At 58.1% G+C, this 21,719-nt stretch carries 18 protein-coding genes; 11 read left to right on the plus strand and 7 right to left on the minus strand.

All coding sequences use genetic code 11. The features are described 5' to 3' along the window. Positions 1-87 precede the first annotated feature (87 nt). The 5 genes from bhcA to ABLQ08_RS26065 all read left to right on the plus strand — a co-directional run bounded on the left by bhcA (position 88) and on the right by ABLQ08_RS26065 (position 5,594). Complete coding sequence (bhcA, locus tag ABLQ08_RS26045) at positions 88-1,278, plus strand: L-aspartate--glyoxylate aminotransferase BhcA (protein ID WP_352948509.1); 1,191 nt, start codon at positions 88-90, stop codon at positions 1,276-1,278. A gap of 11 nt (positions 1,279-1,289) precedes the next feature. Further along, positions 1,290-2,246, plus strand: coding sequence for a beta-hydroxyaspartate dehydratase BhcB (bhcB, locus tag ABLQ08_RS26050; protein WP_352948827.1), 957 nt, complete (start codon positions 1,290-1,292; stop codon positions 2,244-2,246). Positions 2,247-2,263: 17 nt separating this feature from the next. Beyond that, positions 2,264-3,439 carry a 3-hydroxy-D-aspartate aldolase BhcC gene (gene bhcC / locus ABLQ08_RS26055; RefSeq protein WP_352948512.1) on the plus strand — a complete coding sequence of 392 codons (1,176 nt, stop codon included), beginning with the start codon at positions 2,264-2,266 and terminating at the stop codon, positions 3,437-3,439. A 192-nt stretch (positions 3,440-3,631) separates the two neighbouring features. Continuing rightward, positions 3,632-4,597 (plus strand): iminosuccinate reductase BhcD, encoded by a 966-nt coding sequence (gene bhcD / locus ABLQ08_RS26060; protein ID WP_352948515.1) that lies wholly within the window; start codon positions 3,632-3,634, stop codon positions 4,595-4,597. Positions 4,598-4,610: 13 nt separating this feature from the next. After that, positions 4,611-5,594: a type I glyceraldehyde-3-phosphate dehydrogenase gene (locus ABLQ08_RS26065; RefSeq protein ID WP_352948518.1), complete on the plus strand. Its 984-nt coding sequence runs from the start codon at positions 4,611-4,613 to the stop codon at positions 5,592-5,594. A 577-nt stretch (positions 5,595-6,171) separates the two neighbouring features. Here the strand turns inward: ABLQ08_RS26065 and ABLQ08_RS26070 are convergent. The 3 genes from ABLQ08_RS26070 to puuE form a co-directional block, all read right to left on the minus strand. After that, a complete protein-coding gene (locus ABLQ08_RS26070; protein WP_352948520.1) occupies positions 6,172-7,608 on the minus strand; it encodes a nucleobase:cation symporter-2 family protein in 1,437 nt (478 codons plus the stop codon). A gap of 77 nt (positions 7,609-7,685) precedes the next feature. Continuing rightward, positions 7,686-8,195 carry an ureidoglycolate lyase gene (locus ABLQ08_RS26075; protein ID WP_352948523.1) on the minus strand — a complete coding sequence of 170 codons (510 nt, stop codon included), beginning with the start codon at positions 8,193-8,195 and terminating at the stop codon, positions 7,686-7,688. Further along, complete coding sequence (gene puuE / locus ABLQ08_RS26080) at positions 8,192-9,607, minus strand: allantoinase PuuE (RefSeq protein ID WP_352948526.1); 1,416 nt, start codon at positions 9,605-9,607, stop codon at positions 8,192-8,194. Before puuE ends, ABLQ08_RS26075 begins: the two co-directional genes overlap by 4 nt. A gap of 150 nt (positions 9,608-9,757) precedes the next feature. On the opposite strand from puuE, the gene uraH reads away from it, so the two are divergent. After that, positions 9,758-10,111: a hydroxyisourate hydrolase gene (gene uraH, locus ABLQ08_RS26085; RefSeq protein ID WP_352948528.1), complete on the plus strand. Its 354-nt coding sequence runs from the start codon at positions 9,758-9,760 to the stop codon at positions 10,109-10,111. A 349-nt stretch (positions 10,112-10,460) separates the two neighbouring features. Here the strand turns inward: uraH and ABLQ08_RS26090 are convergent, their stop codons facing one another. Together ABLQ08_RS26090 and ABLQ08_RS26095 are read right to left on the minus strand one after the other, a co-directional pair. Then, on the minus strand, positions 10,461-11,471 hold the full coding sequence (locus ABLQ08_RS26090; protein ID WP_352948531.1) for a hypothetical protein: 1,011 nt from the start codon (positions 11,469-11,471) through the stop codon (positions 10,461-10,463). Positions 11,472-11,650: 179 nt separating this feature from the next. Next, positions 11,651-12,127 carry a MarR family winged helix-turn-helix transcriptional regulator gene (locus ABLQ08_RS26095; protein ID WP_352948533.1) on the minus strand — a complete coding sequence of 159 codons (477 nt, stop codon included), beginning with the start codon at positions 12,125-12,127 and terminating at the stop codon, positions 11,651-11,653. Between the two features lie 152 nt (positions 12,128-12,279). Between ABLQ08_RS26095 and ABLQ08_RS26100 the strand changes: the two genes are divergently transcribed. Beyond that, on the plus strand, positions 12,280-12,858 hold the full coding sequence (locus ABLQ08_RS26100) for a YceI family protein (protein WP_352948535.1): 579 nt from the start codon (positions 12,280-12,282) through the stop codon (positions 12,856-12,858). 97 nt (positions 12,859-12,955) lie between these two features. On the opposite strand, the gene ABLQ08_RS26105 is transcribed toward ABLQ08_RS26100, so the two are convergent. Further along, positions 12,956-13,873: a LysR family transcriptional regulator gene (locus tag ABLQ08_RS26105; RefSeq protein WP_352948538.1), complete on the minus strand. Its 918-nt coding sequence runs from the start codon at positions 13,871-13,873 to the stop codon at positions 12,956-12,958. Between the two features lie 106 nt (positions 13,874-13,979). On the opposite strand from ABLQ08_RS26105, the gene ABLQ08_RS26110 reads away from it, so the two are divergent. Continuing rightward, entirely contained in the window at positions 13,980-15,242 is a 1,263-nt protein-coding gene (locus ABLQ08_RS26110; protein WP_352948541.1) for a urate hydroxylase PuuD, read from the plus strand. 601 nt (positions 15,243-15,843) lie between these two features. On the opposite strand, the gene ABLQ08_RS26115 is transcribed toward ABLQ08_RS26110, so the two are convergent. Next, entirely contained in the window at positions 15,844-16,746 is a 903-nt protein-coding gene (locus tag ABLQ08_RS26115; protein WP_352948542.1) for a LysR family transcriptional regulator, read from the minus strand. A gap of 229 nt (positions 16,747-16,975) precedes the next feature. On the opposite strand from ABLQ08_RS26115, the gene xdhA reads away from it, so the two are divergent. The 3 genes from xdhA to xdhC are packed head-to-tail and all read left to right on the plus strand — an operon-like array spanning position 16,976 to position 21,654. Beyond that, a complete protein-coding gene (xdhA, locus tag ABLQ08_RS26120) occupies positions 16,976-18,439 on the plus strand; it encodes a xanthine dehydrogenase small subunit (RefSeq protein WP_352948544.1) in 1,464 nt (487 codons plus the stop codon). A 13-nt stretch (positions 18,440-18,452) separates the two neighbouring features. Beyond that, complete coding sequence (xdhB, locus tag ABLQ08_RS26125; RefSeq protein ID WP_352948546.1) at positions 18,453-20,795, plus strand: xanthine dehydrogenase molybdopterin binding subunit; 2,343 nt, start codon at positions 18,453-18,455, stop codon at positions 20,793-20,795. A gap of 4 nt (positions 20,796-20,799) precedes the next feature. Continuing rightward, entirely contained in the window at positions 20,800-21,654 is an 855-nt protein-coding gene (xdhC, locus tag ABLQ08_RS26130; protein ID WP_352948548.1) for a xanthine dehydrogenase accessory protein XdhC, read from the plus strand. Positions 21,655-21,719: the final 65 nt, after the last annotated feature.

Raw genomic sequence — 21,719 nt, forward strand, 5'->3', positions numbered from 1 at the left:
TTTTCGTTTTTGAAAAATTATTTTAAAAAAATTGCGCGCTTCAGGCCGTCTCCCTTACCTTTCAGGAAACCGCGAAAGGAAACGGCCATGAGCTTTCAAAATCCTGTTTTCATTCCAGGTCCGACCAATATGCCCGAGGCCCTTCGCAAGGCCTGCGACATGCCGACCCTGGATCACCGTTCTCCCTTGTTCGGAGAAATCCTTCAGCCCGCCCTCGCCGGTGTCAAAAAGGTCCTGAAGACCGACATAGCCGATGTCTTTGTTTTTCCGTCCACCGGAACAGGCGGCTGGGAAACGGTCATCACCAACACGCTGAGCCCGGGCGACAAGATCCTGGCAGCACGCAACGGCATGTTCTCCCATCGCTGGATCGACATGTGCCAACGGCACGGCCTCAAGGTCGAGATTGTCGAAACGCCGTGGGGAGCAGGGCTTCCGGCCGACAGGTATGAGGAAATTCTCTCAGCCGACAAGAACCATGAGATCAAGGCGGTTCTTGCCACCCATAACGAGACGGCGACCGGCGTCAAATCCAACATTGCAGCTGTTCGCCGCGCGCTGAACGCAGCCGGCCATCCGGCGCTGCTTTATGTCGATGGCGTCAGCTCCATTGCCTCGATGGATTTCCGCATGGACGAGTGGGGCGTAGATGCCGCCGTTACCGGGTCACAAAAGGGCTTCATGCTGCCGGCAGGCCTCGCAATCGTTGCGTTTTCGCCAAAGGCGCAAGCGGCTGTCGAAACCGCAAAACTGCCGCGCACATTCTTCGACATTCGCGACATGATGAAGTCCTATGCATCAAACGCCTATCCCTACACGCCGGCCGTTGGCCTTCTGAACGGCCTGAAACAAAGCTGCGACATGCTTCTGGCGGAGGGACTGGAAAATGTCTTCACCCGTCATCATCGCATCGCGGAAGGTGTCCGGGCCGCCATCCGGGCCTGGGGCCTGGACCTCTGCGCGAATTCTCCGGAAGTCTACTCTGATACTGTCAGTGCAATCCGGACACCCGAGGGCTTCAACGCCACCGACATCGTCACCCATGCAGCCGGGAAATACGGTGTCGCGTTTGGCGTTGGCCTCGGGGAAGTTGCCGGCAAGGTTTTCCGCATCGGTCACCTGGGCAGCCTGACCGACGTCATGACCCTGTCGGGTCTTGCGACTGCCGAGATGGTCATGGTCGACCTTGGTCTCGACATAAAACTCGGCTCCGGTGTTGCCGCAGCTCAGGATTATTACCGCAACGAGGGAGCGATTGCTTCCAGGGAGGCAGCGTGAAAACCGACGCCATGAACACCTATATTCCGTCCCTTGAAGACATGCTGGTGGCGCATGAGCGCATCAAGCCGCACATTCATCGCACCCCGGTCCTGACCTCATCGTTCCTGAACGACCTGACCGGCGCCGAACTGTTCTTCAAGTGCGAGAATTTCCAGAAGGCGGGCGCCTTCAAGGTTCGGGGGGCATCCAACGCCGTCTTCGGTCTTGACGAGGAAACCGCCAAAGCGGGCGTGGCGACGCATAGTTCGGGCAATCATGCGCTCAGCCTGTCCTATGCAGCCGGGCGCCGTGGTATTCCGTGTCACGTGGTGATGCCTCGCACGGCGCCGCAGGCAAAGAAGGATGCCGTGCGCGGATATGGTGGCATCATCACCGAATGCGAACCTTCGACAACGAGCCGGGAAGCCGTATTTGCGGAAGTTCAGGCTGAAACCGGCGCGGAATTCGTGCACCCCTATAACGACCATCGCGTTATCGCCGGGCAGGGAACCTGTTCCAAGGAATTGCTGGAACAGACCGATGGGCTGGATGCGGTGATTGCACCGATCGGCGGTGGTGGCATGGTCTCTGGCACCTGCCTGACCCTTTCCAACCTGGCGCCGGATGTGAAGATCTATGCGGCGGAACCGGAACAGGCGGACGATGCCGCACGCAGTTTCCGGGCCGGACACATCATTGCCGACGATGCCCCGCAAACCGTGGCCGACGGCCTGAAGGTTCCGCTCAAGGAGCTGACCTGGCACTTCGTTTCCAATCACGTCACCGACGTGCTGACTGCCTCGGAACAGGAAATCGTTGATGCCATGCGCCTGATCTGGGCGCGGATGAAGATCGTGATGGAACCGTCTTCAGCCGTGCCACTGGCCACTATCTTGAAAAACAAAGACGCCTTCGCCGGCAAGCGTGTCGGTGTCATTATCACCGGTGGCAATGTCGATCTGAACAAACTGCCCTGGACGCTCTAATTCGGGAGACTGACCCAATGAACGCTCACACCAAAACAAATACCGGTTTTGAAAACTACGAAGTCGGATACGACATCCCTGCCCTGCCGGGTATGAATGAAGCCGATATCCAGACGCCTTGCCTGGTGCTCGATCTGGACGCGCTGGAGCGCAACATCAAGAAGATGGGCGATTACGCCAAGGCTCACGGCATGCGCCACCGGGTTCACGGTAAGATGCACAAGTCCGTTGACGTCGCAAAACTGCAGGAACGTCTCGGCGGCGCTGTTGGCGTCTGCTGCCAGAAAGTCAGCGAAGCCGAAGTGTTTGCCCGCGGCGGCATCAAGGACATTCTGGTGTCCAACCAGGTGCGCGACCCGGCCAAGATCGACCGGCTGGCTCGATTGCCGATACTCGGTGCCCGTACCATCGTGTGTGTCGACGACCTTGCCAATGTCGCTGATCTTTCGGCAGCAGCGGTCAAACACGGCACGACCCTTGAGGTCTTCATCGAGATCGATTGCGGCGCCGGACGCTGTGGCGTGACTTCAACCGAAGCAGTCGTTGAAATCGCCAAGGCTGTCGACGCGGCAGACAATCTGAAATTCACCGGCATCCAGGCCTATCAGGGCGCCATGCAGCATCTCGACAGCTACGAGGCGCGCAAGGAAAAACTCGATATCGCCATTGCCATGGTGAAGGACGCCGTTGAAGGCCTGAAGGCAGCCGGTCTTGATCCGGAACTGGTTTCCGGTGGCGGCACGGGTTCCTATTATTTTGAATCCAACTCCGGCGTTTACAACGAGCTGCAATGCGGATCCTACGCTTTCATGGATGCCGACTACGGCCGGATCCTCGACAAGGACGGCAATCGGATCGACCAGGGCGAGTGGGAAAATGCGTTTTTCATTCTCACCCAGGTCATGAGCCACGCCAAGACCGACAAGGCGATCTGCGATGCCGGCCTCAAGGCCCAGTCGGTAGACAGCGGCCTGCCGTTCATCTACGGCCGGGACGATGTCGAATACGTCAAATGTTCTGACGAGCATGGCGTCATTGCCGATCCGAAAGGCGTCTTGAAAGTCGGAGAGAAACTGAAGCTGGTTCCGGGCCATTGTGATCCAACCGCCAATGTTCATGACTGGTATGTCGGTGTCCGCAACGGCAAGGTCGAAACGGTCTGGCCGGTTTCCGCCCGCGGCAAAGCCTACTGAGGCAATAGCAAACACCTCGATTTTGTCATCCCGGACGCAGCAACGCGAAGATCCGGGATCGGAGAGAAAACTCCTCGAAACGAGGCTCCCCGATCCCGGCTCGCGCTTCGCTTGGCCGGGATGACGATTGTGACGTTTCTGTTGTTGAGACCGGACGAAAAGTCGCCCGTGCTCCTAAGATCGGAGATCCAAATGATCATTGTTCCTGAAAAGGAAATTGCAGGCCTGATCGGCCGTGCGGAAGCCTTTGAGGCCATCGAAAACATCTTTGCGGCCATGTCGAGCGGTGCGGCTTACAATTTTCCGGTCATTCGCGAAGCCATCGGACACGCCGACGCGCTTTACGGTTTCAAGTCCGGCTTCGACCGTTCTTCCCTCGCTCTCGGCCTGAAGTCCGGCGGATATTGGCCCGGCAATGCCGAGAGAGACCTCACCAACCACCAGTCTACTGTCTTTCTGTTCGATGCCGATACGGGTCAGGCAAAGGCGGTGGTTGGCGGCAACCTGTTGACAGCCCTGCGCACAGCCGCCGCATCCGCAGTCTCGATCAAGCACCTGGCTCGCAAGGATGCCAAGGTGCTGGGCATGATCGGGGCGGGGCACCAATCCGCCTTCCAGATGCGTGCGGCAGCCGAACATCGAAACTTTGAGAAGGTTATCGGCTGGAATTTCCATCCGGAGATGCTGTCCCGGCTTGAGGAGACTGCATCCGAGCTCGGACTGCCCTATGAATCTGTCGATCTGACCCAGATGGGCGCTGAAGCAGATGTCATCATCTCGATCACATCGAGCTTCAAACCGATCTTCAAAGGCACTCAGGTGCGTCCGGGCACCCATATCGCCTGCATGGGCACCGACACAAAGGGTAAACAGGAAGTCGACGTGGAGTTGATTGCAATGGCAACGCTCTTCACCGACGAGGTTGCCCAGTCCGCAACGATTGGCGAATGCCAGCACGCCGTCGCAGACGGAATTGTCTCTAAGGACAATATAAATGAGATCGGTGCCGTAATTAATGGTACGCATCGGGGAAGGACGTCGGAAAGCGAGATAACGCTGTTCGATGGCACCGGTGTCGGTCTCCAGGATCTTGCCGTTGCCTCTGCCGCGGTTGATCTGGCAATCAAGAAGGGCGTCGCAATCGAAGTGGACTTTTGATCGGGTCTTTGGAATGCGGATAGTCATCAATGGGTTCGGCCGGATCGGCCGAACCGTTTTGCGTCAGGTTCTCAGTTTACCTCAAGACAATACAGTCGAAGTGGTGCGGATCAACGACATCGCTCCGCTGGAAACCTGCGCCTATCTTTTCAAGTATGACAGCGTCTTCGGTCCCTATCCGGGAGAGGTCACTTTCAGCGATGAATGCCTGAAGGTGGATGGGCGGACCATTCCCTTTACCGCAGAGCCGGACCTTTCCGCTGCCGACCTTGCCGGTGTCGACGTCGTGATGGAATGCACGGGCAAGGCCGACACTCTAGACATCGCTGAACGGGGCTTGAAGGCCGGGGCCGCAAATGTGCTGATCTCCGGTCCGTCTCCAGCCGCCGAAATCACTCTGGTCCTGGGTGCGAATGAAGAAAAGCTCGGCGACCATCGCATTGTCTCCAACGGATCCTGCACGACCAACGCCCTGGCGCCACTGTTGCGTGGCATCGATGATGCCATCGGCATCAAGTCCGGCCACATGACCACCATTCACTGCTACACGGGCAGTCAACCGATGGTGGACGCCCCGCGCGGACCTTTGGAACGCAGCCGTGCCGGCGGCGTTTCCATGGTACCGACCACCACCAGTGCCACCAAGCTTGTTGGAAAGGTCCTTCCCCGGTTGGAAGGCAAAGTGTCAGGCGCGGCGGTTCGCGTGCCTGCCATCAGTGTGTCTGCCGTTGATCTGACGCTGACGCTTGCCGAACCTCTGAACATTCCCGCCAACACCGCCCTGCAGAACATTTTTTCGGACAATCCGGTGATCGGCTTCACCAATGACCGGGTCGTCTCGACGGACATGCGCGCAAGACCTGAATCTCTGGTTATCGCCCTTCCCGAAACGCTGGAAGCCAACGAGCGGCAGGTCCGCATTTTCGGCTGGTACGACAATGAGTGGGGTTTCTCGGCACGCATGATCGACATGGCGCGCCTGATGGCGGGACGGTGAACAGTATCTGCGCCGAGCAGTCTGCTGAACTACGCAATTCTTCAATACATCAACCACGTGGTCATTGCCGGACTTGATCCGGCAATCCATGCCGCTCCTGTTCCCTTAAGCAAGCTTGTCGAGAGATTCCGTGTCATTGCATGGATGCCCCCGATCAGGTCGAGGGTAAACCATGGTCAGGCCCACTGCTGTTCGGTTTAGACTGCCACTTCTTTGCTAAACCCAAGTTATCATTTGGAAGATTGCCTGTTTCTTCCCCGAGAACTCGAAAAAATTCACTGAGTTTGTCATCCCGGCTGAAGCGTAGCGTAAGGCCGGGATCCAGTAACCCCGGTGTCAATTTGAGCCGCAAACCGTTGTGATTACTGGATTCCTGCCTTCGCAGGAATGACAATAGAAAGGGCGTTCATGAGTCTGTTCAGTTCGACAGGGTTTAAACCGGACAGCAGTGGGTCAAGCCTTGGCATGATCTGTATTTAGCCGTCGCCGGGGCCGCCAACAGTTTTCGGTGAATGACGAAGACAAATCAAAAAAGGGCCGCTGACGCGGCCCTTTCGTTTTTTGGCGCTTGACGCGATCACGCCGGATCTTCGTGCGGCAGCGATCCCTTGCCGTGACCGGCCATGCCGCCGGAGACCTCCTCGGTGGATTCTTCGGAAAGTTCCTCTGGCAGCACCAGGTTGAGCACGATGGCGATCGCTGCTGCCGGCAGAAGGCCGCTGGTCAACAGGATGCGCGCTGTATCCGGCATATGCTGCAGGGCACCCGGCTCCAGCTGCAGGCCGAGACCGATGGACAGGGAAATCGCGAAGATGACCATGTTGCGCCGGTTCCAGTTGACGTCCGACAGCATGGAGATACCTGCCGCGACAACCATGCCGAACATGACGATCACGCCGCCGCCGAGCACCTCGATCGGCACCGTGCGGATCACACTGCCCACCTTCGGGATCAAGCCGCAGATAATCAGGAAGATCGCGCCAAAGGTCACCACGTGACGGCTCATCACGCCGGTCATGGCGATCAGTCCGACATTCTGGCTGAAGGACGTGTTCGGGAAGCCACCGAAGAAGCCGGCAAGCGCCGTTCCGACACCGTCGGCATAGGTTGCACCTTCGATTTCCTTGTCGGTTGCCTCACGGCCCGCACCACCCTTGGTGACACCGGAAACGTCGCCGACGGTCTCGACCGCGGAAACGAATGCCATCAGACAGAAACCGATCACAGCGGCCAGCGAAAACTCAAAGCCGTATTTGAAGGGTTGCGGCAGAGCAAAGACCGCTGCGTTTGACCAGGATCCGGAGATCGCTTCGAAGCTCAGCATGCCGGTCAGAAGGGCGTAGATGTAACCGGCGATCAGCCCCAGAAGGACCGCAGCCACCGACAGCATGCCCTTCGCGAAGAACTTGAGCCCGAGCGTGACCACGATGACCACCGCGGCTGCCGACCAGTTCAACAGAGACCCGTATTCCGGAGTGCCGATTGCGGGTACGCCGCCAGCGGCATACTGAATACCGACCTTGACCAAGGCCAGACCGATCATGGTCACGACAAGCCCGGTGACGAGCGGTGGCAGGGCAAAACGGATCTTACCGATGAAGAGGCCCAGCGCGGCATGGAAGAAACCGCCTATAATCACACCGCCGAACAGTGCACCAAGCGCATCAACGCCCTTGCCCGCCACGATCGGGATCATGATCGGCAGGAAGGCAAAGGATGTCCCCTGCACGATGGGCAGGGCCGAACCGACCGGTCCGAGTGTCATTGTCTGCAGCAGGGTCGCGACCCCGGCAAAGACCATCGACATCTGGATCAGGTAAAGCAGTTCCGGAAAATCAGGCGAGTTTGAGCCGAACCCGAATCCGGCGGCACCCGCAACGATGATGGCTGGTGTCACGTTGGACACGAACATTGCCAGCACGTGCTGAATGCCAAGAGGCACCGCCTTCACCAGAGGCGGCGTGTAGTTGGGATCGCGCAGTTGTTCTGCGGTCCCGATCGTCGAGCTGTCCATTTGTACTCCTCAGAAGGTCAGGTGGACGCCTCCGCCTCGTTTGGCGGGCGGAAGTCATCCGGGAGTGGAAGCGCGTCTTATCCTTCGGCTGCCTCCACAATCCAGGGATCGGAGAACCAATGCTCCTCCAGATTGGTTCCCTCCCCGATACGGTCGACCACGGCGTAGCGGCCCGCCTTCCCGAGCGGGGCCAGTACTCCGTGCCATGTTCCTCTATGCAAGTTGATCGATTGTCCCGGCTGGCTGACAAAGGCCCGGAGATTGACGGGTTTGCCATTGTCATCGTCAGCGACGATGACGAGCATCGGGACGCCATCAAGCGGAATGAAAGCCTGACTGCCTTCAGGATGCCGTTCGACCAGTTCGACGGCATAAGGCAGGTTACGTGCCTCGGCGTCGAACAGGCTGATGCCTGCCTGCCCGGTGCCGAAGTCCAGCTTTGCCAGATCGTGATGCCTGCCGCACTTGCCCTGGTTTATGATCTTGTCGGGCGCGCCGGTCACCTCGATGACGTCGCCGTAAGGCGCAAAGTCTTCCTGCGTCAGCGGCGTCGCGGTCAGAGCGGATGGGGCCACGGTTCCGGTCACGGCAGAAGGTCCTTCAGCCGATGATAGGCGATGCGTTCTACCTGACGGCAGGCTTCGTTGAACTCCGTCGCCCGGTCATTGTCGATCCGGCGCTTGAAGGCCTCCATGATGGAGACCTTGTTGTTGTCCCTGACCGCAATGATGAACGGGAAACCGTGCTTTTCGACATAGGCATCGTTCAGCCGGGTAAATGTCTCCCGCTCGTCGTCCGTCAGAAGGTCAAGGCCGGCACTTGCCTGTTCGGACGTGCTTTCCGCCGTCAACCGGCCGGCCTGAGCCAGCTTGCCCGCAAGATCCGGGTGAGCCGTCAAAACGCCGAGGCGTTTTTCTTCGCTGGCTGTCCGGAACTTCCGGCATAGCGCATTGAGGACACCTGCTGCGCAATCATGCGCCGGACCGAGTTCCAGATCGAACGCGCGTTCAGCGATCCAGGGCGAATGTTCAAAGATGCTGCCGAATCGTTCAACGAATTCTTCTCTTGCCATCCGGCTGGGCCGCAAAGATTTTTGCGGCGGATGTTTTGCTGCCCAGTGCTCGGCAATTTCGATGCGCCGCGGACACCAGACACCCTCGCGGCCCTGAATGTATTCAATGAATTTCTGCAGCGCCGCAATCTTGCCCGGACGACCGACCAAGCGGCAATGGAGTCCGATGGACATCATCTTGGGCGTATCGAACTGTCCCTCACCATAAAGAACATCAAAGGCGTTCTTCAGGTAGTTGAAGAAGTCATCGCCATCGCTCCAGCCCGGAGACACGGAAAAGCGCATGTCATTGGCTTCAAGCGTATAGGGGATGATCAGCTGGTCACGGTCGCCGATTTCCAGCCAGTAAGGCAGGTCGTCATCGTAGGTGTCGGAGATGTAGTCGAAACCACCTTCTTCCGCCACGAGTCTTACGGTGTTTTCCGAGCAGCGGCCGGTGTACCAGCCGCGCGGACGTTCCCCGACAACTTCCGTGTGCAGCCGGATGGCTTCCTCGATCGCCGCCTTTTCCTCTTCAGGCGGCATATCCTTGTGCTCGATCCATTTGAGGCCGTGGCTGGCAATTTCCCAGCCGGCTTCCTTCATGGCCTCGACCTGCTCCGGATTACGGGCGAGCGCTGTCGCCACACCATAAATCGTGAGGGGAATACCCGCCCGGGTGAACAGGCGGTGCAGTCGCCAGAAGCCAGCACGCGCACCATATTCATACATGGATTCCATGTTCCAGTGGCGCTGACCCGGCCACTGGGCGGCACCTGGAATGTCGGAAAGGAAAGCCTCGGAGGCCGCGTCCCCGTGCAAAACGCAGTTTTCGCCGCCTTCTTCATAGTTCAGCACGAATTGGACAGCGATCTTCGCACCACCCGGCCACTGCGGATCGGGGGGATTGGGACCATAGCCACGCAAGTTACGAGGATACCGATTCAAGACTGACCTCCGTATTTCTTCTTCTTATAAAGCAAAACAATTCAGATGACTTTCTTGCAATTCAAGAAAGTGCTTTCGGATAACGGAATGTGCCCTTTACAGGCGCACCGCATCATCATGCGCGCGAATGAAGTTTCAAGGGAGGGCCATATGGCCGGATATCTGACCACACATGTGCTCGACACGGCGCATGGATGCCCCGGCAAGGGGATCAAGATCGATCTTTACGCAATTTCCGGAAACGAGCGCACCTATATCCGCAGCCTCGAAACCAATGACGACGGGCGCACGGACAGTCACATTCTTCCAGCTGAAGAATTCAGGACCGGGACATACGAGCTTGTTTTTCACGTCGGCGCATATTTCGATGCGCGTGGCGTGAAGACTGATGAGCCGAAGTTTCTGGATGTGGTGCCGTTGCGCTTCGGCATGTCCGAAGAAGCCCACTATCACGTGCCGCTGCTGGTTTCTCCGTTCAGCTACTCGACCTATCGGGGCAGTTAAGCAGCAGCCTTTGAAGGCTTTCACGCCGGGCTGGAACAAACTGCCGGTCACATGCCGTCACAGAGATGGCAGACATCAAAAAGAGGCTCGTTTTCAAGCCTCTTTCGCATCCGGTTTTTTGAGATCTCAAATACACCCGATCAGGAGCCACGCTCTAATTCCGCCCCTGGCGCCGCCTGAATTTTTCAGCCAGATCGGACGCGGAGCGTTCGGTCGAGCTCATGCCGGCCGGATTGCGCCAAGGCGGCATGTCTACAAGAGAAGACGGCGCGTCAAAATCGGTTGCGCCAAGAATTCTTTCAAAAAAACAGAAGCCGCTCCAGCGAGCTCACGCTGACCGGCTCTCGCCTCAGTCCCGTTCCTGTTTCAGTTTTGCCCGGAATAAAGCGATTGCGGCGCGCATCGCCTCGTAATCCTCATAATCGCGCAACGCTGTTTCAAGGTGATTTTCAAATCCGTCGAGATCGCCGGAAAATCCCTCACGGGTCCGGGCGCAGATTCCGTCAAGATGGCTGGCACAGTTTTTGTAGAGGCAGATTTCCTCGTGCACCAGTTCCTCAAATTCTTCCGGACAGTTCTCTGCTGAGAACGGGATGTTGTAAGTGCACCAGAGCCTGCCGTCGTCGGATTTGACGGCGCTCAGAATAGCGTCGTGGCAACCTATCGGCTGGATGACAAGGTAGAACCTGTCGCAGGAAAGGGCCGCATCATAGGGAAACGACAATTTGGCGAAGATCTCAATGTCACCGAAAATTCTGGCGTTACCCGTCACCGAGACCTGCGCCAGATGTGCGTCGCCATGGACCTGTGCATGATCTGCAACAACCGCATCTGAAAGGAACGCATTCTCCGAAATGCACGCCTTGTCCCAAATCCGCGTCAGTCCATGAACCGATGCTTGGTCGCGCACCTGCGCCTGATCCCGGATATCCGCGCGACCCGAAATCGCGGCACGGCCGGAGATGCGGGCTTCATCGGACACCTTTGCCTTTCCAGACACGGTTGCCATGTCGGAGACAAGAGCATCACCGGAAACCCAAGCCTTCCCGGAAACCTCAGCGTTATCCGAAATCCAGGCAAGCCCATCTTGCGACAGGTTGTTCTCGCTTTCCACAAAACCGCCGACTTCACCGGCAGCAACATTGCCGAAAGCCCGCAACGCCTTGATACGATAGAGAGTGCCCCCCGGAGTGCGTTTGCTCTCATCCGTCAGGCAGTATTTTTTCCCTAGTTCCCGAGTGGCCCGAAGGTCATCTGAAGCGGAGCTCTTTCGTTCCGTTGCACCGCTTGAATTTTCCGCACCACAATCACTGCTGGATCCAGGGTTTTCACCGGACCCCGATTTCAAACCGTTATTCAACTATTCGCGTCCCGTAACAAAAACAAAAACCGGCACCTGAAAAAATTGTGCCTGGCCGACAAAAAAAGAATTCAAAGAGGTTTTTCTCGCCCCAACACGAACTCTAGGAATTTCGCAGCGCCAAATTCAAGTGGCGGTAATGCGCCTGCTGTCAATTCCTGCGGAAACCGCCGCCATCCTCACGCTTTTTCAGTCGGTTCCCGATGGCCTGGCCGTGCGATCGGTCCGCCTCCGGCTTCGCACATCCGGTCAAGGAACTCAGACAGGTGCGAGGCAGATGCAAGTTCCTTCATATGCCGGTGAATCCCCGGACCGTAAACACCCCACATCTGCTTGCGCAACGCAGCACCTTCAGGCGTGATGTGCAGGATCTTGCCGCGGCGATCCTCAGTCATGACCGTTTCGCGGATCAAACCCTTTGAAACGAGCTGTGCCAGCAGGCGGGACAGGTTGGACTGTTCGAAAAGCAGCCAGTTGGTCAGTTCATAGGCACGAACTCCCTCTTCGCCGGACATCTCCACACCCCAGAGCAAATCGTAGACACGCAGCGGAGGCAGCCCCTTGTCCCGAAGTTCGATTTCCATCTCACGGTGAGCAAGCCGGTGAGCCCTGTTGAGCAGGATCCAGATGTCGGTTTCGCGGTCGCTTGGATTCATTGTCTTCAAGTTTCAGTGAACAGGTGCCTGACCGGTTTTTTCCCAGTCTCCACTCTGATAGATGTCATAGCATCTATTTCGGGTAATACGGAAATCAAGATGCCATCAGACCCTAAGCAATCCGGGTTGAACATGAAAAGGAAAGATTTGCGATGATCAGACTTGCCCCCATTTGCATCGCCGCGACCCTGTTGGCTGCACCGGCCAGCCTGGCCGCAACCTACAAGACCGATCAAGGTCACACCGAAGTTCAGTTCATGTGGTCGCATGCAGGCGTCTCCACCCAGTCCGGTGAATTCACCACCGTCGACGGCACACTGGATATCGACCCGGAAAATGTTGAAGATGCCAAACTGAATGTGACCATCAAGGCCGACAGCATTGCGACCGGCTTCAAGCCCCTGGACGAGCATCTGTCCAGTGCGGACTTCTTTGAAGTGGCGACCTATCCGGAAATCACATTCGTCAGCACGGGCGTCGAACGGACCGGTGAAGACACAGCCAAGGTAACGGGCGACCTGACCATCCACGGAACCACGAAGCCGGTTACGCTGGATACAAAACTCACTCACATCGGCCCGCATCCGGTCGGCGCCAGCCTCGACTATTACAAAGGCGAGTGGATTGCTTTCGAGGCCTCCACGACGCTTGATCACACGGAGTTCGGTGTTGGTCCCTTCTCCACCGGTCCGATCACCATTCGCATCTCAACCGAGATGCGAGCCCAATAGCCAAACAGCCGGCAAACCTCGCCAAATTACGCTGTAAAAAATTGTCGAAAGCCGCCTGCGGGCGGCTTTTTTGTTTCTTCTGCCACATGCAAGCGACCTACTTGCCAGACAGTTCCGCCAGTGCACTTTGAATGTGAGTGACCATGTAGTCGATAAAGAGCCGGACCTTCGGGTCCTGGCGCCGGCGGTGGGTGTAGAGGCAGGCCATCTGCACCGGGATGGGCGGTTCGTTTTCCAGTACCGGAACGAGCTGGCCAGAGGCCAGGTAATCAGCCACTTCAAAAACCGGCTTCAAAACAATCCCGTAACCGTCCAGCGCCCAGCCGGTCAGCACGTCGCCATGATCCGACTCAAACGGACCGGAAACAGCGACACGCTTGACCCCCTCATCCGTTTGCAGCGGCCATTGGAACTCAGGTGCCCCGGGATAGCGCATGTTCAGGCAATCATGCTGACCTGAAGACAGATCCTCGATGCTGGAGGGTGTCCCCTTGCGGGTCAGGTAATCAGGCGAAGCGCACAGGATGCGGGAGCAATCGGCAATCTTGCGGATTTTCAGGTTGGAATCTTCCGGTAACCCCAGGAAGAAGGCAGCATCCAACCCTTCTCCCGTCAGATCGACTTTCCGGTCGGACAGTCTCAGACGGATATCGATAAGCGGATGAGCTTCCTTGAACTTGGGGATGACCGGTGCAATCAACCGCTGTCCCATGCCGATGGGGGCAGCAACGAACAATGTCCCGCGCGGAGACAGGGTCACATTGGAAATTTCGGCTTCGGCCTCCTCGACGGCCTCGATGATCTTGGTCGCGCCGCGATAAAAGAGGTTGCCGTGCTCCGTCGGACTGAGGGCCCGCGTCGTGCGCTGAAACAGCCGGACATTCAGGTGTTCTTCCAGCTGTGACACCCGCGCTGAGGCCACGGCAGACGATATTCGAAGGTCGCGTGCTGCGGCCGACATGTTGCCGAGTTCATAAACACGCAGGAAAGTCCGAATATTTTCCAGATAGGCCATCGCTGATTATTCTGATTTTTTTGAAACTGCTAGGATTATGCCGAGATACCAGAAAATTTAAAGATCGGCTAGGTTCGGTTCAGAATTCTGTTTCGGAGGAGACATCATGTTGGATATCGCCATCATCTGGGATTGGCTGGCATTTGCCGTCCGATGGCTGCATGTCATTACCGCAATGGCGTGGATCGGTTCATCGTTCTATTTCGTCGCGCTTGACCTGGGCCTGCGCAAGGTACCGCATCTGCCTGTGGGTGCACACGGTGAGGAGTGGCAGGTCCACGGCGGCGGCTTCTATCACATCCAGAAATACCTGGTCGCGCCGGAAAACATGCCGGATCACCTGGTGTGGTTCAAATGGGAGAGCTACTCGACCTGGCTGTCAGGTGCAGCCCTGCTCATGATCATCTATTGGGTCGGTGGAGAGCTTTACCTGATCGATCCGGAAAAGGCCGACCTTGCCCTGTGGCAGGGCATCCTGATTTCGGCGGGATCTCTCAGCATCGGCTGGCTCGTCTACGACTTCCTCTGCAAGTCCAAGCTCGGCGACAACCCGACGCTGCTCATGATCCTGCTGTTCATGATGCTGGTCGCGATGGGCTGGGGTTACAACGAGATCTTCACCGGCCGGGCGACGATGCTGCATCTCGGCGCCTTCACCGCAACGATCATGTCCGCCAACGTCTTCTTCATCATCATCCCGAACCAGAAGATCGTCGTGGCCGATCTGAAAGCCGGACGGACGCCTGACCCGAAATACGGCAAGATCGCCAAGCTGCGCTCGACCCACAACAACTACCTGACGCTGCCGGTCGTGTTCCTGATGTTGAGCAACCACTACCCGCTTGCTTTCGCCAGCGAATACAACTGGGTGATCGCTGCTCTGGTGTTCCTGATGGGCGTCTCGATCCGACACTACTTCAACACCAATCATGCAGGCGCCGGCAATCCGACCTGGACCTGGCTGGTCACCGCGATCCTGTTCGTCGGCATCATTCACCTCAGCATGGCTCCGATGTGGAGCGAGGACAGCTATGATGTTTCAGAATCGCGCGCCCTGACACCGGTGGAGCAGGTCTATGCCAATGCGGAAGGCATTGACGACGTCATGGCGATCGTGCCTGGCCGCTGCGCCATGTGCCACGCCCGGGAGCCTTTCTATGAAGGCATTCACTGGGCTCCGAAGGGCATCGTTCTGGAAACAAAGGCGGACGTTGCCCGCGCCGCCCAGCAGATCTACCTGCAGGCGGGCGTCACCGACGCCATGCCTCCGGCAAACGTCTCCTTCATGGAAGAAGACGAGCGGCAGAAGGTCATCGACTGGTACCGCAACGCCAAGAAAGACCTGCCCTTCGGTGTGGCTTCGAGGTAAGCCTGCGCGTCACGAAACGGCTAGGGCGCTCTCCTGCAAGGGAGAGCGCTTTTTTGTTTTGGACTGTCAATGCTTCCCGGTTTCTCTGCGCCCACACATATCCAGTCGCCATCTGACGAGAAATGAGATCGTGGTAGACGTCAGCGCTGGATCCCGGGTCCCAACTGCGCTGCAGCCTGAACGTCAATCGGCAGGTAACCTGCCTGTTTGCTCAGCCACCTCAGCATCCAGGCCTTCCAACACTCGGATCGTCATTCCGGACCAGTGAGGCGAAGCCGAACGCAGATCCGGAATCCAGATAAATTTCGCGCTGGAAGCGCGGCCTTCTTCAAATCTGTTGACTTAACCGGTTTCGGCGTTCGCTACGCTCACACTTACGTCTGGATGCCGGATCACGCGATAGCGCTTTCGCGCCACGCTGTCCGGCATGACGGGGGAACGCGGTGCCCTTTGCGAGAACAGGCTCGCCCTGTTCCTGTCACTCAAATCGATCTAAACGCTATTTAAAGCCTGTCAGCTATGCCGCCGAACAAGTATCAACAATCTCCCAAGGCTAAACATCAGGCCGGGGATGCCCGCCGCGGGAATCCACACCGCGTGTTCAGTCAGCACCCACATCCGCGTGCTTGATGACGAAATCGACGAAGTGCCGGATCTTGGGGTCCTGCAGGCGTCGATGAGGGTAAAGACAGCCGAAGATGGTTGGCAGAGGAGGTGTATTGGTGAGGATTTCGACAAGATCTCCACTCTGCAGGTATTGAGCGACATCGAAGCGGGGCTTGTTGACGATGCCGTATCCTGCCAGAGCCCAGTCGGTGAGAACGTCGCCGTGGTCCGCATCATATTTACCGGCAACTTGAAGCTTTCTCGGCCCCTCTTCCGTATCCAGAACCCAGAAATATTCCGGTGAGCGCGGATAACGCAGCAGCAGGCAGTTGTGGTCTTCACTCAGCAGATCGTCAGGTGATTTCGGGGTGCCATGCTTCTTGAGATAGCCCGGAGAGGCACAAAGCACGCGCTGGCAATCGGCAATCTTGCGAAGTTTGAGGTTCGAATCCTGCGGCGTGCCGATGAAAAACGCCACGTCCAGACCGTCCGACATCAGGTCGACCTTGCGGTCGGAAAGACGCATATGCACTTCCGTTGCCGGGTATTCTTCGACGAAGCGGGGCACGAGAGGTGCAATGATCCGTCTGCCTGCGCCAAGCGGTGCAGTCACTCTGATGACGCCGCGCGGGGTGTCGGAAAAACTTGCGACGGCAGCTTCAGCATCCTCGATCGATTCAAGCGCCTTTACTGCGTAATCATAGAAGACCTTGCCGACTTCCGTTGGCGTCAGAGAACGGGTTGTCCTGTTGAACAGACGCACGCCCAGGTGCTTTTCAAGCTCCTTGATGCGCTTGCTGGCGACAGCCGGCGTCAGTCTCAGGTCGCGTCCACCGGAAGTAATGCTGCCGAGTTCGACGACGCGCGTGAAGACCCGCAGGCTTTCCAGATAGGCCATCTGACGCTCTCCCTCTTTCCCTAATTTCACGTGTTTTTGCAGTGTCTTGTCCTGGCACTGCCCGTCGCCGCGCCGGCATTCCTCATATGGGTATGAATGGCAGTTTCGCACGGATGCCTTCGGGTCATTTTCAATAAAATGTTGAAATAATTTCCGGATAAGTCGGATTTTTCGCAGCAGTCCCGAGCAGTACCGTCGCCAACCGAGACGAGAAAACTCCGAGGACGCGATGAACCACCGTAACGAAATCCGGTTTCTGCTGAATGGCGCCGATGTGGCTGTCCAGGATGTGCCGGCGGACAAGACGCTGCTGGACTACCTTCGGCTGGAGCGCCGCCTGACCGGAAGCAAGGAAGGCTGCGCCGAGGGAGATTGCGGCGCCTGCACCGTACTCGTCGGCCGCTTGCACGGTGGCGTCCTGAAGTATGAAACCGTCAATGCCTGCATCCGCTTTCTTGCCTCCCTCGATGGCTGTCACGTTGTCACCATCGAACATCTGCGCGGCGAGAATGGCGGTCTGCATCCGATCCAGCAGGCCATGGTCGACTTCCATGGAAGCCAGTGCGGTTTCTGCACTCCCGGTTTCGTCATGTCGCTTTATGCCCTTTGGATGGAAAATCCCGAGCCGACCGAGGAAGAGGTCGAAACGGCGATCCAGGGCAATCTCTGCCGTTGCACCGGTTATCAGCCGATCATCGCCGCCGCGATGGCCGCCAATCGCTACGGTACTCCGGCCAATGACTTCCTGACGGTTGAACGCGAAGCCATCGCGGAACGCCTCAGAACACTCGACGATGGCTGCCGGGTCGTGACCGGTCCGGAAGACAACCGGGCAATCGTACCGGCAAGCGTCAGCGACTTTGCGGAAGTTCTGAGCGAATGGCCCAACGCGACCATCGTTGCCGGCTCGACCGATGTCGGTCTCTGGGTCACCAAGTTCATGCGTCCGATCGGACCTGCCGTGTTCATCAACAATCTCGACGAACTGAAGTCGATCAAGCTGACAGACTCGGCGTTGGAAATCGGGGCAGGCGTCACCTACTCCGAGGCACAGGGCGCCATTCGCAAGGTTTTCCCGCATCTGGATGCTTACTGGGACCGTATTGCAGGACAACAGGTTCGCAACATGGGCACCATCGGCGGCAACATTGCCAACGGTTCGCCCATCGGCGATACGCCGCCGGTCCTGATCTCTCTGGGCGCTGTCATCACGCTTCGCAAAGGCAAGACCCGCCGGACACTGCCGCTGGAAGCTTTCTTCATCGAATACGGCAAGCAGGATCGTGCAGCTGATGAATTCGTGGAAGCCATTGTCATACCGCGCGCCGAACCCGGCCAGTTGAATGCGGCTTACAAGATTTCCAAGCGCCGTGACGAAGACATCTCCTCTGTTGCCGCCGGTTTCAGCGTCACCGTCGCGAACGGTGTTGTTTCCGACTGCCGTATCGCATTCGGCGGACTGGCCGGTACGCCCAAGCGCGCCGAGGCGGCTGAAGCAGCGCTTCGCGGTCAACCATGGAATGAGGCCACTTTTGCAGCGGCAGGAAAAGCCCTGGAAGCCGATTTCAGCCCACTGAGCGATTGGCGAGCCTCGGCCCAGTACCGGACGAGCGTCGCGCGCAACCTGCTGCAGCGTTTCTTCCTTTCCCATGACGAACAGACTGGCGAGCCGGTCGAACTGCTTTCCGCGTGACTGAGAGAGATCGATGAAACACGACGTAATCACTGACACCGATCAGACCATCAGCGGCGCCGTTCACGTCGACCGCCGTCATGACAGCGCCGAGAAGCACGTTACCGGCCGCGCGGATTACTGCGACGACATTGCCGAACCATATGGCACGCTGCACGCCTATCTGGGTGTTTCCACCGTTGCCCACGGTCTTTTGAAGAACGTGGACCTGTCCGACGTACTGACAGCACCTGGCGTCGTTGGCGTCCTGACCGCAGACGATATTCCGGGTCACAACGACATCAGCCCGACCGGCCAGAAGGATGAACCCGTCTTTCCGACAGAAAAGACCGAGTTCCACGGCCAGCCTCTCTTCGCTGTTGTTGCAGAAAGCCGCGACGCTGCCCGCCGTGCCGCCGAACTTGCCAGGATCGATTACGACGTCCTGCCTCACGCTCTCGATCCGGTCAGCGCCCAGGAAGCAGATTATCCGTTTGTCACCGCTCCGTTGAAGCTGGAACGCGGTGAGACCGCTCCTGCACTTGAAGCCGCAGACAACCGGCTGAAAGGCCGGATGCAAATCGGCGGCCAGGACCACATGTATCTGGAAGGCCATATTGCCTTTGCGCTTCCGGGAGAAGATGACGACGTCGTGGTGCATTGTTCCACGCAACATCCGAGCGAAGCGCAACACATGGTGGCGCATGTCCTAGGAGTTCCGTCGAACGCCGTGACCGTCAACGTCCGGCGCATGGGTGGCGGGTTCGGTGGCAAGGAAAGCCAGATGAACCTGTTTGCTGCCGTTGCAGCCGTTGCCGCAAAGAAGTGGAACCGTCCGGTGAAGATCCGCCCGGATCGTGATCAGGACATGACAGCAACCGGCAAGCGCCACGATTTCGTCGTCGACTATGACGTTGCCTTTGACAATGACGGCCGCATTCAGGCGGTCGAAGGAAACTTCGCGGCCCGTTGCGGCTACTCCTCGGACCTTTCCGGTCCTGTGACGGACCGCGCTCTCTTTCACGCGGACAACGCCTATTACTACCCGAATGTGCTGCTGCGCAGCCGGCCGATGAAGACCAACACGGTTTCCAACACCGCTTTCCGCGGGTTCGGCGGGCCGCAGGGTGTCGTTGCCGCCGAGCGCATGATCGAAGAGATCGCCTACGCACTCGGCAAGGATCCGCTGGAGATCCGCAAGGTCAATTTCTACGGCGACAAGACCGACGGCCGGAACCTGACCCCCTATCATCAGGAGGTCGAGGACAACATCCTGCCGCGCCTGATCAAGGAACTTGAAGAGAATTCCGACTACCAGGCCCGCCGCCAGGCAATCCTGGAGCACAATGCCAAGTCAAGGATCATCCGCAAGGGCATTGCCCTCACCCCGGTGAAGTTCGGCATTTCCTTCACGGCCACCTGGTACAATCAGGCCGGAGCACTGATCCACATCTACAATGACGGATCGATCCATCTGAACCATGGCGGCACAGAAATGGGCCAGGGCCTGAACACAAAGGTCGCCCAGGTTGTCGCCGATGCGTTCCAGGTGGATTTCGAACGCATCAAGATCACCAAGACCACCACGGAAAAAGTTCCGAACACCTCTGCAACCGCAGCTTCGTCGGGAACCGACCTCAACGGCATGGCGGCGCTGAATGCGGCCGAGCAGCTGAGGGAGCGCCTTGTCGCCTTTGCAGCCGAGCATTGGAACACCGAGCCGGAAACGATCAGTTTCCGCAACAACATGGTGCAGATCGGCAAGGACGCCGTTTCCTTCAACGATCTGGTTCGCCAGGCCTATCTGGCGCGCGTACATCTGTCGGCAGCCGGCTTCTACAAGACGCCGAAAATCCATTGGGACCGCGCGGCAGGCCGGGGTCGTCCTTTCTACTACTACGCTTACGGCGCTTCGTGCTCGGAAGTTTCCGTCGACACGCTTACCGGCGAATATCGTGTGGAGCGGACGGACATCCTTCATGACGTGGGCAGATCACTGAACCCGGTCCTGGACAAAGGGCAGGTTGAAGGCGCGTTCATTCAGGGAATGGGCTGGCTCACTACCGAAGAACTGTGGTGGGACAACGCCGGACGGCTGCGCACCCATGCGCCCTCCACCTACAAGATCCCACTGGCTTCTGATCGGCCGCGTGAGTTCAACGTGTCGCTGGCCGAGTGGTCGGTGAACAAGGAACGCACGATCAAACGGTCGAAGGCCGTTGGCGAACCGCCGTTCATGCTCGGTATTTCTGTGTTCGAAGCCCTGTCGATGGCGGTTGCCAGTGTTGCCGATTACCGGGAATGCCCACGCCTGGACGCCCCGGCAACGCCGGAACGGGTCCTGCTTGCGATCGAGCGCCTGAGAAACAGCGGATAAGACCATGAGCACGCTCCTCACCAAAGCCACCACTTTTTTCAGCGCGAACAGCCCGGTTGTTCGCGTGGAGCTGACCCGCGTCCGCGGTTCTTCCCCACGCGAAGCAGGCACCGAGATGTTCGTGGCTGCAGCGGACCTGTGGGGCACGATCGGTGGCGGGCAGCTTGAGCAGATCGCGGTCAACCGCGCACGAACCATGCTGGCGAACGGATCGCTGGGTGAAAATCTCGACCTGCCACTCGGCCCGGAAATCGGCCAATGCTGTGGCGGCCGTGTCGAGATGAAGTTGTCGCGGATGGGCCGCAAGGATCGTGAAGACGCTCTGGAACGTCTGCGTACAGAGGAGGAGCAGCAGCCACACGTCTTCATCATGGGCGCCGGTCATGTCGGCCGCGCCATTGCCAATCTTCTGCAACACGCACCGGTGCACTGCGTCCTGGTCGACATGCGCGAGGAAGAATTGGCGAAATGCTCTGCCGATGTTGAAAAACGTCTCAGAGCCATCCCGGAAGTCGACGTCTACAACGCGCCGGAAAACAGCGCCTTTATCGTGCTGACGCACGACCACGGGCTTGATTTTCTTTTGACGTCCGCCGCCCTCGAACTCGGCCATGCGTCCTATGTGGGCATGATCGGTTCGGCGACGAAGCGCGCCAAATTGCGGTCCTGGTGCCGCACGCATTGCAACGGGCTTTCGATCGACAATCTCACATGTCCGATCGGTGCGGCGGGGAGCCGCGACAAGAGACCCGAAATCATTGCCGCATTTGTAGCCGCCGAAGCCCTGACCGCGCTGACCGCGGAAAATCAGGCACTCAGCGGCAAGGAGGAGGCTGTGCCGCTCGAAGCCGCACAGTAAATCAAGGGCAGCTCCACTGAACCGGGAGAACGGGTGGACTCTGCCTAAATCGTCGAGAAAGGAGA

The organism is Roseibium sp. SCP14 (assembly GCF_040329475.1).
GTDB lineage: Bacteria > Pseudomonadota > Alphaproteobacteria > Rhizobiales > Stappiaceae > Roseibium.

Excerpts from the sequence above, each read along its gene's own strand:
- bhcA (WP_352948509.1), top strand. The coding sequence starts at position 88 with ATGAGCTTTCAAAATCCTGTTTTCATTCCAGGTCCGACCAATATGCCC.
- bhcB (WP_352948827.1), top strand. The coding sequence starts at position 1,290 with ATGAACACCTATATTCCGTCCCTTGAAGACATGCTGGTGGCGCATGAG.
- bhcC (WP_352948512.1), top strand. The coding sequence starts at position 2,264 with ATGAACGCTCACACCAAAACAAATACCGGTTTTGAAAACTACGAAGTC.
- bhcD (WP_352948515.1), top strand. The coding sequence starts at position 3,632 with ATGATCATTGTTCCTGAAAAGGAAATTGCAGGCCTGATCGGCCGTGCG.
- ABLQ08_RS26065 (WP_352948518.1), top strand. The coding sequence starts at position 4,611 with ATGCGGATAGTCATCAATGGGTTCGGCCGGATCGGCCGAACCGTTTTG.
- ABLQ08_RS26070 (WP_352948520.1), bottom strand. The coding sequence starts at position 7,608 with ATGGACAGCTCGACGATCGGGACCGCAGAACAACTGCGCGATCCCAAC.
- uraH (WP_352948528.1), top strand. The coding sequence starts at position 9,758 with ATGGCCGGATATCTGACCACACATGTGCTCGACACGGCGCATGGATGC.
- ABLQ08_RS26095 (WP_352948533.1), bottom strand. The coding sequence starts at position 12,127 with ATGAATCCAAGCGACCGCGAAACCGACATCTGGATCCTGCTCAACAGG.
- ABLQ08_RS26100 (WP_352948535.1), top strand. The coding sequence starts at position 12,280 with ATGATCAGACTTGCCCCCATTTGCATCGCCGCGACCCTGTTGGCTGCA.
- ABLQ08_RS26105 (WP_352948538.1), bottom strand. The coding sequence starts at position 13,873 with ATGGCCTATCTGGAAAATATTCGGACTTTCCTGCGTGTTTATGAACTC.
- ABLQ08_RS26110 (WP_352948541.1), top strand. The coding sequence starts at position 13,980 with ATGTTGGATATCGCCATCATCTGGGATTGGCTGGCATTTGCCGTCCGA.
- ABLQ08_RS26115 (WP_352948542.1), bottom strand. The coding sequence starts at position 16,746 with ATGGCCTATCTGGAAAGCCTGCGGGTCTTCACGCGCGTCGTCGAACTC.
- xdhA (WP_352948544.1), top strand. The coding sequence starts at position 16,976 with ATGAACCACCGTAACGAAATCCGGTTTCTGCTGAATGGCGCCGATGTG.
- xdhB (WP_352948546.1), top strand. The coding sequence starts at position 18,453 with ATGAAACACGACGTAATCACTGACACCGATCAGACCATCAGCGGCGCC.
- xdhC (WP_352948548.1), top strand. The coding sequence starts at position 20,800 with ATGAGCACGCTCCTCACCAAAGCCACCACTTTTTTCAGCGCGAACAGC.